Annotated in this window: 13 protein-coding genes; 8 read left to right on the top strand and 5 right to left on the bottom strand. The window is 55.4% G+C overall.

The genetic code is table 11. From position 1 onward, the window contains the following. The first annotated feature begins 58 nt into the window (after positions 1 to 58). A complete protein-coding gene (locus ACYVRB_RS11535; RefSeq protein ID WP_461215506.1) occupies positions 59 to 751 on the top strand; it encodes a GTP pyrophosphokinase in 693 nt (230 codons plus the stop codon). A gap of 57 nt (positions 752 to 808) precedes the next feature. Here the strand turns inward: ACYVRB_RS11535 and ACYVRB_RS11530 are convergent, their stop codons facing one another. Together ACYVRB_RS11530 and ACYVRB_RS11525 are read right to left on the bottom strand one after the other, a co-directional pair. Beyond that, positions 809 to 1,444: a carbonic anhydrase family protein gene (locus ACYVRB_RS11530; RefSeq protein ID WP_461215504.1), complete on the bottom strand. Its 636-nt coding sequence runs from the start codon at positions 1,442 to 1,444 to the stop codon at positions 809 to 811. A gap of 9 nt (positions 1,445 to 1,453) precedes the next feature. Next, on the bottom strand, positions 1,454 to 2,320 hold the full coding sequence (locus ACYVRB_RS11525; RefSeq protein WP_461215503.1) for a metal ABC transporter solute-binding protein, Zn/Mn family: 867 nt from the start codon (positions 2,318 to 2,320) through the stop codon (positions 1,454 to 1,456). Between the two features lie 133 nt (positions 2,321 to 2,453). Here ACYVRB_RS11525 and ACYVRB_RS11520 point away from each other — a divergent pair, with 133 nt between their 5' ends. The 5 genes from ACYVRB_RS11520 (at position 2,454) to ACYVRB_RS11500 (ending at position 8,847) form a co-directional block, all read left to right on the top strand. Then, positions 2,454 to 3,377, top strand: a complete 924-nt coding sequence (locus ACYVRB_RS11520; protein ID WP_461215502.1) for a LysR family transcriptional regulator — start codon at positions 2,454 to 2,456, stop codon at positions 3,375 to 3,377. A gap of 260 nt (positions 3,378 to 3,637) precedes the next feature. Further along, positions 3,638 to 6,019 (top strand): DUF3800 domain-containing protein, encoded by a 2,382-nt coding sequence (locus ACYVRB_RS11515; protein WP_461215501.1) that lies wholly within the window; start codon positions 3,638 to 3,640, stop codon positions 6,017 to 6,019. A 103-nt stretch (positions 6,020 to 6,122) separates the two neighbouring features. Continuing rightward, complete coding sequence (locus ACYVRB_RS11510) at positions 6,123 to 6,593, top strand: nucleoside 2-deoxyribosyltransferase (protein ID WP_461215500.1); 471 nt, start codon at positions 6,123 to 6,125, stop codon at positions 6,591 to 6,593. 1 nt (position 6,594) lies between these two features. After that, positions 6,595 to 7,827 (top strand): peptidase T, encoded by a 1,233-nt coding sequence (pepT, locus tag ACYVRB_RS11505; RefSeq protein ID WP_461215499.1) that lies wholly within the window; start codon positions 6,595 to 6,597, stop codon positions 7,825 to 7,827. Between the two features lie 345 nt (positions 7,828 to 8,172). Next, positions 8,173 to 8,847: an EAL domain-containing protein gene (locus tag ACYVRB_RS11500; RefSeq protein ID WP_461215498.1), complete on the top strand. Its 675-nt coding sequence runs from the start codon at positions 8,173 to 8,175 to the stop codon at positions 8,845 to 8,847. A gap of 84 nt (positions 8,848 to 8,931) precedes the next feature. Here the strand turns inward: ACYVRB_RS11500 and ACYVRB_RS11495 are convergent, their stop codons facing one another. Then, positions 8,932 to 9,246 (bottom strand): metal-sulfur cluster assembly factor, encoded by a 315-nt coding sequence (locus ACYVRB_RS11495; protein ID WP_461215497.1) that lies wholly within the window; start codon positions 9,244 to 9,246, stop codon positions 8,932 to 8,934. Between the two features lie 132 nt (positions 9,247 to 9,378). On the opposite strand from ACYVRB_RS11495, the gene ACYVRB_RS11490 reads away from it, so the two are divergent. Further along, a complete protein-coding gene (locus ACYVRB_RS11490; protein ID WP_461215496.1) occupies positions 9,379 to 10,785 on the top strand; it encodes a C69 family dipeptidase in 1,407 nt (468 codons plus the stop codon). A 75-nt stretch (positions 10,786 to 10,860) separates the two neighbouring features. Here ACYVRB_RS11490 and ACYVRB_RS11485 read toward each other — a convergent pair whose 3' ends face one another. Next, positions 10,861 to 12,030, bottom strand: coding sequence for an AI-2E family transporter (locus tag ACYVRB_RS11485; RefSeq protein WP_461215495.1), 1,170 nt, complete (start codon positions 12,028 to 12,030; stop codon positions 10,861 to 10,863). Positions 12,031 to 12,051: 21 nt separating this feature from the next. Further along, on the bottom strand, positions 12,052 to 13,506 hold the full coding sequence (gene cls / locus ACYVRB_RS11480; protein WP_461215527.1) for a cardiolipin synthase: 1,455 nt from the start codon (positions 13,504 to 13,506) through the stop codon (positions 12,052 to 12,054). A 111-nt stretch (positions 13,507 to 13,617) separates the two neighbouring features. On the opposite strand from cls, the gene ACYVRB_RS11475 reads away from it, so the two are divergent. After that, positions 13,618 to 14,694: an oxidoreductase gene (locus ACYVRB_RS11475; RefSeq protein ID WP_461215494.1), complete on the top strand. Its 1,077-nt coding sequence runs from the start codon at positions 13,618 to 13,620 to the stop codon at positions 14,692 to 14,694. Positions 14,695 to 14,869: the final 175 nt, after the last annotated feature.

Genomic DNA, 14,869 nt, shown 5'->3' with positions numbered 1-14,869 from the left:
ATGCTCCTCGCCAAACCTTTTGTCATGCGCGTACAATAGACCCCAAAGGAGTTTAACTATGATCTTACAACGACCGAATTTACCCAACGTCAACCGCGTCTCTGAAGAGCTCAGCCAAGTGGCACCACCGGAGCTGCTCACCGACATGAACGCGTTTGCTGATTATTACCAGCTTTGCCAAGCCGCCGTCAACGAAGTGGGCACCAAACTCGAAAACCTCGACGCCGACTATCAGATGCACAACGCGCACAACCCGATCCACCACATGGAAGAGCGGATGAAAGACGTCCGCAGCCTGCTGCGGAAGGTGAAAAAGCACCACCTGCCACCGACTTTTGCCAGCGTCCGTGACCATATCTTTGATATCGGCGGCATCCGCGTCATCACCAATTACCGCGATGATGTGTACACCGTCGCCGACAATTTGCTTGCGCAATCAGACATCACCTTGATCCGTAGCAAAGACTATATCAAAGACCCTAAACCTTCTGGCTACCGTAGCCTCCACCTCGTAGTCAACGTCCCGGTTTTTCAAGCCAGCGGGGTCAAAGACGCACCTGTCGAGATCCAACTGCGCACCGTGGGCATGGACACTTGGGCAAGCCTGGAACATAAGCTGCGCTACAAAACCAACGTCGCCAGAGACAAGGTCAACCAATACGCTGAACAGCTCCACCATTATGCCGACGACCTCGACCATATCGAATCCGGCATGCAACAGATCTTTCATAACTTGGAAGACGACGATTAACGAAAAAGGGCCCTCGATCAACCGCAATTTAAGGTTGATCGAGGGTCCTTTTGTAGATCAAGCTTTGAAGTCAAACCGTTCTACCGTGCGTCCTGCCAGTGGTTGCAGATCGCGGTTGTTGGCCGCAAACTGGCCGACAAACCATGCGGCTTGTTCGACGCTGACCGTCAGTTGCGGCGCGTCGATGACATACCACTCCACGCCTTCGGTCAAAGGTGGGGTCGTCAAGGAACCGAGGTAATGGTAGCTGAAGCCTTGCTTGGGGACCAGCGGCGTTAAGTCGATGGTAGCCGGAACGGTTTGCTTGGCGGCAAAATGATCGATCACGGTTTGTAGCGTCTTATTGGCAGCACCTTCGCCTAACAAGATGGCGACGACACACAGCTGGCCGAGGCTGGTTTGGTGAACCAAATGTAGCTCCAAGACCGCCGGCGCGTCGGTCACGTGTTCGACCGGCACGTGAAAATGCGCCTGCACGCAATGGTACTGCCGCGTCCCGATCGTCATCGCACCGGTCCCTAACAGCTTGATGGTCGTGCCGTCGTCGCGTACCTGGGCCATCTGATAAGGGGCCGAGACCCGCAACGTCTGGGCCGTACGTGCGATCGTGCTTGCCTCGGTCAATTGAATCGGGGATTGTTGCTGGCCAAAACCGTTGGGCCAATCTGCTTGAGCTTGATAATCTAACGTCATATTTTCCTCCTACTGTTGGATCTTCGCTAGCGCGCGGTACTGCTTCAGCATCCAGCTGGTGTAGGTCAGTCCCCGTGGCAAGGTTTCTGTCACGTTGAGGATCGGCACGCCGTCTTTTTTGGCTTGGGCAACCACGTTATCGACGATTTTACTTGAAACCTGGGTATTCACAACAAAAAAGGCGATCTCGCCACGCTGCATCTGGGCGTTGAGCGTGCGCACATCGGCCGGGCTAGGGTCGGTGCCTTCTTCCACCGCCGAGGCAAAATGCATGTTGGCGACGCGGTAGCCCATGTACGTCAGTGCGTTGTTAAACACCGGCTCCGACACCGCGACCAGCCGGTGGTGGCTGTTTTGGCGTAACGTGTCGATTTGCTGCATCAGCGGCTTCAAACCGGCGATATAGCGTCGCGCGTTGGCCCGGTAAGCTTTGGCGTGCGTCGGATCGCGCTTGGCGAGCTTAGCGGCCAAGGCGTTGGCGATCAGCGGCATCGCGTCGGGCTTATACCAGATATGTTCGTTTTCACCGTTTTTGACCCCGACGACCTTGGCAGCCGAGACGACCTGCACATCTGGTTCTGCCGCGGTCAGCTTGGTCATCCAAGAATCATAACCGGCGCCATTAGCCAACACCACATCGGCATCTGCCACCTGTTTGCCGGTGGCGACGGTCGGGTCAAAATCATGCGGATCCACCGCCGGATCGTTGATGATGCTGGTGACATGGCCATGGTTGCCGACGACAGCCTTGGCCACCTCAGCATAAAAATCTACGCTCGTGACCACCCGCACCGAATGCTTAGCAGCCGGCTTGGCCGCACAACCGCTCAACACCAATAGCAACCCTATGACAACCAACGCGACTTTTTTACGCACGAGTTTCCTCCTTCGTTTTACCGCTATATTGTACCAAGCACCACCGGCGATTGCACGACGCGACGATTATGCTTGCGCCAGTATACCATTATTGGCATACTAATCAGTAATCAATATGCATGGAGGTCTGAACATGGCAATGTTCGATCGTGAAAACCAACTGATCTTGATCCTCGACAGTTTGGAACGTACCGGTAACATCTCACAAACGGCGGCCGAGCTCTTTTTGACCCAGCCCACCGTCAGCAAAATCATCCGCACCCAAGAAAAAGAATTCGGGTGCGACTTTATCGACCGCACCGTGCATCCGCTGAAGCTGACCTACGCCGGTGAATATTACCTCACCAAGATCCGCCAGCTCGCCCAATCCTACCAGACGTTGAGCAACAACCTGCAGGCTTATGCCAACGACCAACACGGCCGCATCACCTTGGGAATCAACCCCAGCCTTGCGCAGGTGGTCCTTCCGCGCCTATTGCCTAAATTTCACCTGCAATACCCGCAAGTCGAACTCCAGCTGCGTGAGCGCGATTCGCTGAGCCTGCAACAAAGCGTGCAAAACGGCGAGTTGGATATTTATATCGGGGTCACCCCGACCTACAATGCCGCGTTGGCCTACCGCCGCTTATACACCGACACCGCCGCTTTGATCTTGCCAGCCCGCTTGGCGCCAAAACGGCTACCCAGCCAACCAGTGGCTGACATCTCGCCGCTGGTCAACGGCAAAGACTTCATCATCGAAACCCAAGACTCGGATTTCCAGCGCAGCGTCGACGCTTACCTCACTAAATTCAGCGTCACGCCCAACATCGTGTTGCAAACCGCCAACCTCACCACCGCCTGCATCTTGGCGACGTCAGGACTTGGAGCGACCATCATCCCCATGTCGATGCCGCAACATTACCTGCTCAATCACACCACCATCGCAACCATCCCGCTGGCATCAGAAGCGCTGCAAACCACGGTTGAGATCGCTTATAACCAAGACCGCCAGATCTCGACGCCGGTCCAGGCGTTCATCGACATGGCGCTGGCGACTTTTGCCACCAAGGACTGAGCGCCACCCGCGCGTTAGTTCACCAATTCTTCTATATATGAGTAGGCCACGCCTCAAATGAGCGCGGCCACTTTTATTTTTCTGCAAAACAGTGGGAATTGTTGTACTCTTAGGAGGAGCGAATCTGTGCTAAACAGTTGAGTAGCCGCGTGCCTGCACCGGGTCACGCGGTATTCATTGTCGGCGACACCCATCCGCTTAATATTAGAAACCTGTCTCGCGTGTGTTATTGCCACGCGATCATTTAGGAGGAACAATTTATGAATGGTAGCACTGCCTTCCATTTGAAACAAATCATGAGTGCTGAGCACTTGAGCTTGACGCAAACCGCCAAGCAAATCGGGATCTCCCCTGCCAGCATGCGCAAAGTCTTGAAGGACGCGACCATGAGCCAAGCGGTCATGTTCAAGATCAACCGTTTCATCGATGACCATCAAGCCATCATCGCCACCAAACCTGGCGAACTGCCACAGGCCCCAGAAGCAACAGCCAAGGAAACTGACGCTAAGCCGACAGCAACCAAGAAACCCGCTGCCAAAAAACCTGCCGCTAAGGCCAAACCAGCAGCCAAGAAGACCGAAGCCAAGCCTGCGGCCAAAAAGACGCAAGCCAAGTCCCGGACTAACAAAGCCGAGACCAAGAATAACGCGAAGTCGGCCAAGAAGACTGAAACCAAGAGCAACGCTAAGGCGTCTAACAAGTCAACGCCGGCAACCAAGGCCGCAGCGTCAGCGGTTCAAACGAACCTGTCGCTCACTGAGACAAAATCTGCCACCAAGCCGAGCCGGCGCCAACCAAAACTCAACAAAAACAAGGCCAAGCGCGGCTTCACGATCCACCAAATCGACGGCGAACCGATCGTGCCAGAAGCTGAACGCCAAGCTGAACAAAAGCAACCGCAACAACCTGCAAAACCAGCGGCTAACAATCAGCAAGCCGTTGAAGCACGTGCTGAAAAGCTTGCGCAAGCCGGCGTCGGTAGCATGGATCCAAAACCGAACACAAAGCAGGAGCAGCCAAAAGCCCCTGTTGCCGAAAAACAAGCACAACCGAAAGCCCAGGCCAGAATCGAACAACCTAAGGCCCAGCTCAAGCTGACGACCAAACAAGTCCAACCTAAGGCCGCCAAGTCTGAACAAGCACAAAGCCAGAACAAGCAAACGGCAAAGCAACAACAGCCGAAAGCTCAGGCCAACTCAGATCAGGCTAAGAACCAATCCAAGCCTGAACAACCTAAGAACCAGGCCAAACAAGCGGCTAAGCAAGAACAACCTAAAGCTCAAGCTAAACCGACCGCAAAACAAGAACAGCCTAAAGCTCAGGCTAAACCGGCCGCAAAGCAAGAACAACCTAAAGCTCAGGCCAAGCCGGCCGCAAAGCAAGAACAGCCTAAAGCTCAGGCTAAACCGGCCGCAAAGCAAGAACAACCTAAAGCCCAAGCCGCGCCGGTGGCAAAAGCCGAACAAGCGCAAAGCCAAGCTAAGCCAGAACAGCAAGCGGCTAAGCCTGCCACCGAGCCCAAGGCACAAGCACCAGTCACCGCAAAAGCCGAACAGGCTAAGCCTGCAGAAGCAACGCCGGCCGAGCAGCCGCAAACAGAAACCGTCAACTACGATCCGTTGCACAACGGCGCACAGACCTTACAACTGTTTGTCGATGAATCTTTTGTCCACGGCAACGACTACCAGCGCAACATGTTTATTGGAGTGACGGTCGTCGATCAAAACGACGCCCATGCCTTGGACCAGTTTGCCAACACCTTGTATCCATTCGGCTGGCAACCAGGTGACGAGGTCAAAGCCCGCGGTAAGAACCACGAACAGATCGCGGCCATGTTGACGCAAGCTCATGGTGAACACGCCGCCAACTTTGTCGCCTTTTCACCACAAAGCGATACCGGCAACTTCGCCTTAGGCTTCGGGGTGTTGTACCCATACTTGGCAACGATCTTGCGGGTGCTCGACGAGATCGACGACCTGCCAAACAAGATCCGTATCGCCTTAGACCGGCGCAACGAATTGGAAGACGAGCAACTTGCCGTTGCGGCACGCATGCTGAACGCATACGTCAAAGCCCAAACCGGCCGCGATGTGATGTTCATGCTACGTACCAGTGATTCCAAGTCCACGATCGGGATCCAATACAGCGACTTTTCCGCCCACGCGGCGTTGTCCTTCACCGAAGAACAACTCGCGGCCTGCGGCATCACGCGCCTGCCAGATCTTGGTAGCAAGGTCGGCGACCAGATCACCTTGTTCTCGATGATTGGGCTGCAAAAATACATGCTCGATGATCGCAGCGTCGTCCAACAACAAGCTTCCTATAAGAATCCTGTGTTGAACACCGCCGAACGCCTCTTGCGTCTGGCCAGCAAGGCAACCAACCTGACTCAAGTGCCTGATGAGACACTCACCCAGGCCAAGTTGGTCATCAACCAGCTGTTACAGATCACGCCAAGCGCGATCAACGGCGCCATCAACAAGATGCCATTCCAGACTTGGTACGACATGGTGGCACGCGCCGCGGCCATGCTCCATTACACCGACGCGACCCTGCCTAACTTCGAGATCGATCCCGATGCCATGCAGATCGCCCAAGATGCATTGAACAACATTGCCAATCTTTTGGCTTCAGCCAAATAACCATCGGAAAGCTCAACGATCAAGTTGGGCTTTTTGTGTGCAATCAGTCGCAAAAGTCAGCATTTTCCACTACACTGAGATAAACATCCTCAGGAGGAACTTCATGAAAACTGCCTATATCGCTGAAAGCTGGTTCAATCCCGCTCAAGTCGCCTTTCTCAACGCCGCCCAAGCTAAGCTGGCGGCTAACCCGACGCTGGACTGGGCCAACTGCTTCCGTCCGCAAGAACACAAGTATAAAGGCTGGACCCCAAGTGACCATCCAGACATGCTGGCCAGTTCTGAATGGCAACTGGGCACGTTCCGCGCCGACGTCGCCGGCATCAACGGCGCCGACATCGTTGTGGCCTTGTACGACCCTACCTTGGAAAATTCCGATCCTGGCGTCTTGTGGGAGCTGGGCTACGCATATGGCCTGCACAAGCCGGTCGTGTTGATCTTGCCAGATGCCGCCACCACCGCGCTGAACTTGATGCCAGCATTAGGCGCGACCGCTATCATCCGCGTCCAAGACATCGATACTTACAACTTCGATCAGGTGCAATATCGGCCGTTTACCGGCCCGGTGTACTAACATGACCCCGGCAGAACTGGCGCAACTGCAAACAGATTTTATCAGCTACGCCCGCATCAACACACGCTCTGATGAAACCGCGCCAAGCGATTTGGTGCCAACCACACCTGGCCAAACCACGCTCGCCAAAATGTTGGTTGACCAGCTCACGGCCATGGGATTGACCGACGTCCGCCTCAACGCCGCCAACGGCTACGTCACCGCCACGATTCCCGCCACTGTTCCGGCGCCGACGATCGGCTTCATCGCGCATTTGGATACCGCAGATTTCAACGCCGACCACGTCCAGCCCCAAGTCCACCGCGACTACCAAGGGGAGCCAATCCAGTGGGCCAACGGGTTGAGTCTGACGCGCAACCAATTTCCAGCCTTAAACCAATTTCTCGGACAAACGCTCATCACCACCGACGGCACCACCTTGCTGGGAGCCGACGACAAAGCCGGCATCGCCGCGGCGGTTGCCACCGCCAGACATTTGCTGGCACAGCCAGAACTTCGACACGGTGCCGTGGCCTTCGCCTTCGGGCCCGACGAAGAAATCGGTCGCGGCGCTGACCGCTTCGACGTCGCCGGCTTCGGGGCTGATTTTGCCTACACCCTCGACAACGGGGCCTTAGGCGATATCGAATACGAGACCTTCAACGCCGCCCAAGCAGAGGTCGATTTTACCGGCGTGGCGGTGCACCCGGGTGAAGCCAAAGGCAAATTGATCAACGCGTTGTCGCTGGCAGCAGCCCTCGATTCGGCCTTGCCGGCCAAGGAACGACCGGAATTCGCCGCAGATCACGAAGGCTTCTACCTGCAACTCAGCCTGAGCGGCACGGTCGCCCACGCGCACGCCGTGTACATCATCCGCGATTTTGACCGAGACGGCTTTGCCGCCCGCAAGCAGCTGTTTGAAGCGGCCGTTGCCGCACTCAACGCCCCATTCGATCAGCCACGCATCCGCTACACGCTTCACGATCAGTATTACAACATGGCCGATATCATCAACCGCGACCTCACGCCCGTGCGCCTGGCCCAAGCCGCTATACGCAGAGTTGGCTTAACGCCGCGCACCGTGCCGTTTCGCGGTGGCACCGATGGGTCTAAGATCACCTATCTTGGCCTGCCCACGCCGAATCTCTTCAACGGCGGCATCAACTTTCACGGGCCGTACGAATGTGTCTCAACCGAGGCCATGGGCACTCTCGCAGACACCTTGTTGGCCGTCATTGCGCTCAACGCAAAATAATCTACAGCAAAAAAACGTCGCAGCGGACTAGAAAACGTTTTTTGCACCACAACCGGCCTCAAAAAGGGCCAACACCATCTCAGCCACCGGACACTGGGTGGTGGCCAAAACCCGATGCTAGTGTACGCTTGCCGATGCTACCAGAAAATGCGCCAAATCAATTTATTCCCATCTCGCGATTTTTTATTATCTACAAAGTGTATTAGGCGTTCACAAGCGCTTATTATTAAAATTATCTTCTCGAATTGACCGTTGCATTAGTACGCGGTATGATGAGATTGCTTGTTTAACATCAGGATAAAGAACACGTGACGCAACCAATTGCCTCACGATGGGGGAACATCAATGATCACGTTCTACGGCCAACCAAAGTTTGATGCCGCCGCACTGGGATCCGGTGCCACTGGTTATGAGCTTTTAATCCGCCAATATCGCAACGGCCAATGGTCACTACCCGAAGATTTTACGACCTTACCGCCGGCAAAATTTGAACAACTGTTACGCCAGGCGCTCGCCGCCTTGCCCGCATCGATCACGCGGGTTTCATTCAACCTTGAGCGCGCGCATTTTGTTGACCCGGAATTTTTGACCATGATCCGAGCCGTTCAAGCGGCTACGCCTGTGACGCTGACGGTCGAGCTGACCGAACGCTACGACGCCACCATCAGCAACACCGCCATCGTCACCGCCGCCAAAGCGTTTTTTGACGCCGGGATCGAAGTCTGCATCGATGACGTCGGCAGCGGCAACAACCTCCCTGGGCTCGTCGAGGCGTTGACGCCTTTTGTCGCCGCCTACAAGTTTGGCCTGCAGAACCTGCGCCCTTACACCGACGACACCGACTTGATCGACCGGCTCCAGTTTTGGAGCGAGCGCGCCCATTCGCACAACAAGCGCTTCGACATCGCCGGCATCGAATCACTCGATGACATCGACCAGTTTTGCAAGCTGGCCCATTGTGACCTCATTCAAGGCTATTATTTTGGCGAACCGGTGCCGCTGAACACCGAAGCGCTATGAGCAGATAACCTAACCGCCTTTTGTCACAGCGCAAACAAAGACCCGCGACAAAAAAATTTTGTCGCGGGTCTTTTATGTGCTTGCTTAGTGGATCCCGAGCATGATTTTAGCTTGACGAGAAAGGTTATCGATCGACCACGCCGGTTCCCAAACAAGGTTGATCTTGACCTCATCTACCTCGGGGAGCTGGTTAAGCGTCGAAGTGATATCTTCAGAAAGCATGTCATTCAGCGGGCAACCCATAATCGTCAGTGTCATCGTCACGGTGCAAATACCGTCTTCTAACGCCACGTCGTAAATCAGCCCGAGGTTAACGATATCGATGCCTAGCTCTGGGTCGATCACTTGCTCGAGCGTTTCTAGCGCCTTATCTTTGAACGTTTGATCCGTTTGCTCCATAATCGTCAGCCTCCTTAATTAAGGTTATTATACGCTGGAATAACGATAGGCGCCAACATCGGTTCGATTACCATCACTACGCACTAGAAAAAGGACTAGAATAGACCTATCACAACTAAAGGAATGAGTATATTGACAACTTATCATCACGGTTCTTGTACCACAGTGCTTGTCGGCAAAAAAGCCTCGCTCGACGGGTCGACCATGATTGCCCGCAACGAAGACGGTTATGCGCCGCTGAACTTCGAAAAGTTTGTCGTCGTCAACCCAGAATCTCAGCCCAAACATTACCAAGCTAAGCTGAGCAAGTTTGCCATCGACCTGCCTGCCAATCCGCTGCGCTACACCGCAACGCCAGACGTCGAGGCCGAACACGGCATCTGGGCGGCCGCCGGCATCAACAGCGCCAACGTCGCCATGACCGCCACGGAAACCATCACGACCAATCCGCGCATCTTGGGTCTGGATCCGTTGGTCAAAGACGGCATCGGCGAAGAAGACCTCACCGCCATCACCCTGCCTTACATCCGCTCTGCCCGCGAAGGCGTCTTGCGTCTCGGAGCCTTGCACGAACAATATGGCACCTACGAAACCAACGGCATCGCCTTTTCTGACGAAGAAGAGGTCTGGTACTTCGACACGATCGGCGGCCACCACTGGGCAGCGGTCCGCATCCCCGATGACGCTTATGTCATCGCCCCTAACCGCTTCAACATCGACTGGTTTAACTTCGACAGCGACGCCACGCTGTGTTCCGCTGATCTGAAAACTCTGATCGATACCAACCACCTCAACCCGGATCGCCAAGGCTACAACCTGCGCCACATCTTCGGATCCGCAACGCCTAAAGATACGCGCTACAACAACCCTCGGGCCTGGTTCGGGCAAAAGTACCTGACGCCAGACGTCGACCAATCTCCCATCGATCAAGACCTGCCGTTTATCTGCCACGCCAACCGCTTGATTTCTGTTGAAGACGTCAAGTTCATCGAGTCGTCGCATTACCAAAACACGCCTTATGATGTCTACGGTACCGGCAGCGATGCAGACAAGAAGCGGTTCCGTCCGATCGGAATCAACCGCAACCAAGAACTGCACATCTTGCAGATCCGTCCCGACCAGCCCGACGCGCTCAAAGGCGTTCACTGGTTGGCGTTTGGTCCCAACACGTTCAACGCCGTCGTGCCGTTTTACGCCAATGCCAGCGACACGCCGGCGGCTTACCGCGACACCACGACCGAGTTCGACCCGACCAACATGTACTGGCTGAGTTACCTAATGGCGACATTTGGCGACTACGACTTCAACTTGTTCGAAGATCAAGAAGACATTTTTGAACAAAACACGGTCGCTGCCTGCCGCAAGCTCCAACACGTTGCCGACACCAACGCCGCCAAACAAGCCGACATCACCGCTTATCTTACCGGCATTAACCAGCAGATGGCCGACGTCGCGTTGAAACAAGCCACGCATCTGCTCGGCGAGATGGTCAAGCTGGCCGCACCACGGATGCAGTTGCAATTCACACTGAACGACTAAGCGCTAACCGCAAACACCGGTACCGCGCAACCTTGAAGTTGGGTGGTACCGGTGTTTGTGTGTCTCAGCATTAGGTTAAGATTTCGGTTCTGACGTTTTTTGTCGTCGCGATTTAGACCCTGGCTCTGGCACCACACGGCCTTCTTTGCGCCAGGTGGCGTTGCGGACCAAACGGTAGATCGTCGCGGTGATCGGCACCCCGAGCAGCATCCCGATGATGCCACCCAGGCCAGACCCAACCGTGATGGCGGTCAGCACCAAGATCCCCGGCAGGCCGATCGACCCCCCAACGACACGCGGATAGATCAGGTTGCCTTCGATCTGTTGCAAGCAGACCAGATAAACCACGAACAACACTGCTTGTAGCGGGCTGTTGACGGCGATCAAGACGAACCCGACAGAACCGCCGATGAACGCGCCGACCATCGGGATCAAGGCCGTCATTCCAATCAACGCCCCAATCGATACCGCATTGGGGAAGCGGAACAACAGCATCCCCAACGCGCACAGCGTCCCGAGGATGAACGCCTCGGTGACCTGCCCGACGATGAAGCTGGAGAACATGTCGTTGGCGACTTGCAAGAAGTAGCGTATGCGCACCATGATCTTACGCGGGAAAAAGGCGTCGCAGACGCGGTTGAGTTTGCCCGCGATCCGCTCTTTGCCGCTGACGAGGTAAATGGCAAACGTGAACGCCAAGATGAAGTTAAACACCCCAGAAGCGACGCTACCAAAAATCGAGATCGAGCTGGAAAACAACCCGGAAACCCCGGAGCTGGCGTATTTCATCACCTTGGATTGCAGGCTGGTCCAATCGATCTTAGCGCTCGACAAATACTTGGTGATCGTGTTGGCCTGGTCAGACTTGGTCAGCCACTGGTTCAGCTGGTTCAAGGTGTCTGGCAGACTCGAGAAAAAGCCGTCGATGGCCGAGATGAATTGTGGCAAAACCAAGCGCAACACGCCGGCGATGATCACGACGATCAAGACCAACGATGCGAGAATCGCGGCCGGCCGGCGTAAACCGTTGGCGAGCTTGGCCGTCGCGTGCGGCCAGAAGATCTTCTCGATCCGGACACACAACAAGTTGATACAGTATGCCAACGCCGCTCCAAGCACCAGCGGCAGCGCGACTTGGTAGAGTGCCCTCAGTGCCGCAAACAGCTGGCTGGGATACACCAGGCAGACTAAGAAAACCGCCACGATCACGGCAGAACGGATCAGTTGGGTGCGTGTAAGTTTCACAAGTTACCTCCTTATGGGGTCTCACAGGACTGGCGATAACAGCCGCGAAAAGGCCTGCTTGAAGCGAAGCCACCAAGACATATTGGCAAAATCAGTTGCTGTGATCAAAGTGGACTCTTCAATATCTGCCAAGAACGTCTCGTGCAACGCGGTGGCGACTTCTTTATTATACACGAAAGCGTTGGCCTCGAAGTTCAACTTGAAGCTGCGGAAATCCATGTTCGCCGACCCGACCGACGAGATCGTGTCATCGATCGTCATGGTTTTGGCGTGCAAGAAGCCTTTTTGGTAAAAATAGATCTTGGCCCCGTCGAGCGCGAGCTGATGCGCGTAATATTGCGTCGCCCGGTAAACAAAGGCGTGATCGGGCATGTGCGGCACCATGATGCGCACGTCGACACCGGAATGAATCGCGCTACGCAACGCATCCAACACCGAGTCGTCGGGGATCAGATAAGGCGACTGGATATACAGGGTTTTGCGCGCGGAATTGATCAACCGCAGATAACCCAGCTTGATCTGTTCCATGTCGCTGGTCGGGCCGCTGGTCACGATCTGCAACATCGTCGACCCAAATCCTGACGTCGTTTTAGGCCAGTGCACCTGGTTGACATCCAGCTTGTGCGCGGTCACCGTTGCGTCCCAATCTTGGATAAAATGCTGCTGCAACGCCAGCGTCCCGTCGCCTTCCAGCTTCAGATGGGTATCGCGCCAATAGCCGAACTTCTTGTCGCGCCCGACATACTGATCGCCGACGTTGAACCCGCCGATGTAGCCCACCCAACCGTCGATGGCGACGATCTTGCGGTGGTTGCGGAAGTTCAACCGGAAATCAAAGAGATTGGAGCCGATCCCCAAGTACGGTTCCGCGTAACCACCGGCGTCGCGCAGCGGTTCAAAGAAGCTCCGCCGCGCACCCATCGAGCCCCAAGAATCATATAGCACCCGAACGTCGACGCCTTCTTGGGCCTTGGCGACCAGCGTGTGGAGCAACTCCGCCCCGAGCTGATCCGCGTAAAAGGTATAAAACTCGATATACACATAGTGCTCGGCGCTGCGGATCTCTTCTTGCATATCCGCAAACAGCTTCAAACCATCGGTAAACAACGCCGTCTGGTTGTTGTTGGTCACAAACGCCCCGTCGATGTCTTGAAACAAGTTGACCAGGTTTTTCACCGACGCTTCTGTGTGCGTATCGCTCGCCGTGTATGGCGGCACGGCGGCTTGTTGCTGCTTGAGCGCCTCGGTTAGTTCCGCGTTGGGTTGGGCGCGGATGTTATCCAAGCGCTTGTGGCTGAGCTTGCGACCTAAGAACGCATACAGCAAAAACCCGATCAGCGGCAAGAAGTTCAACACCAACAGCCACGCCCAGGTCGCCGCGATGTCGCGTTTTTCGCGAAAAACCGTGAAAATCGCCCCGATCGTGTTGAGAAAAATCACGACCTCGATGATGATTTTGATCGTCTGCCAGTCCATAGTGATCTCCAATCTGTGTTCCTTTTACTAACAGGCTATCGCATTAGCACACGAAAACAAGTCCTGTTTTAATAAATCTGGCGTTACAATAGAGGCATTGGAGGAACAGCTATGACAAATTTACTCGATCCGTACGAACTCACGCCGCACATCACGCTCGCCAACCGCGTGGTGATGGCGCCGACGACGACCAAAGGCGCCACCGGCGACGGCTTTGAAACGCCGGCAGACCTCGCCTACTATCGCCGCCGCAGCCAAGCGGCCGGCCTGCTGATCACCGGCGCCTGCCTGGTCAGCCCACTGGGTGAAAAATTCACCTACCAGATGGCGCTGGACACCGACGCCAAGATCCCCGGCATGACGCGCCTGGCAGAAGCCATGCACGCAGGCGGCGCCAAGGCCGTGGTGCAGCTTTATCACGCCGGGGTCAACGCCGGCAGCGCGTGGCAAAAATATCACCAGTGCGTCGGCCCCAGCGCACGGCATTTCCACCAGATCGACTACCCGATCACTGAACTCGACGACGCCGGCGTCTTGCAGGTCATCCAAGACTTCGCTGACGCCACTACCCGTGCGCTGAAGGCTGGTTTTGACGGCGTCGAGCTCCACGGTGCGTATGGCCATCTGCCGCAGCAGTTCTTCTCCCATTATTCCAACTTGCGCACAGACCGCTGGCAGGCCGGCCCCGCCTTTTCCCTGGCGCTGTTGGCCGCCTGTCAAAAAGCCGCCGCAGCGGCTGGCAAGCCCGATGCAATCATCGGCTACCGCCTGACGCAAAGCGAGATGCACGCAGACGGCGTCGGCTACACGATTGATGACACCTTGGCATTGATCGATGCCTTGGCGGCCGCCGGCGTGACTTACATCAACGCAACGGAGCCGACCGATGGTGAAGCCATGCGCAACACGATTGCAGGGCGCTGTGCGCTGATCTACGTGCCAGGCGCCACCAACCTCCAAGAAGCAGAAGCCGGTTTGGCTTTCGGGGATCTGGTCGCCATGTCCCACGCCATCGTCACCGAGCCCGACTTTGCCAAAAAGCTGGCTGCAGGTGATGCCACACAGCTGCATTTTACCGTCACCAGCAAGGCCCAGCTTGAAGACCTCGCCTTGCCACCGCACATGCTGCCATGGATGTTAGGCAACGGGCCCACGATCGCGGGTTTGAACGCTGTTGCTTCGGCGTAACCAGAAAAATAAAAAACGTCTCTCCATTTTTTGGAGGGACGTTTTTTCGGCTCTGCGTCAACTGGTGTTGAAGAATAAATTTATCTTTTAGGAAAGTCTCCATGATAGGAGGCTTTTTGTTATTTTAGGCAGTTAATTGGTAGATGCGATTGAAGAAATTGGTTTGATTGCGAAA

The sequence above is a fragment of the Lacticaseibacillus boliensis genome (assembly GCF_054784775.1).
Note: the sequence above shows the minus strand (reverse complement) of the source record. Positions and strands in the feature narration are given on the sequence as shown.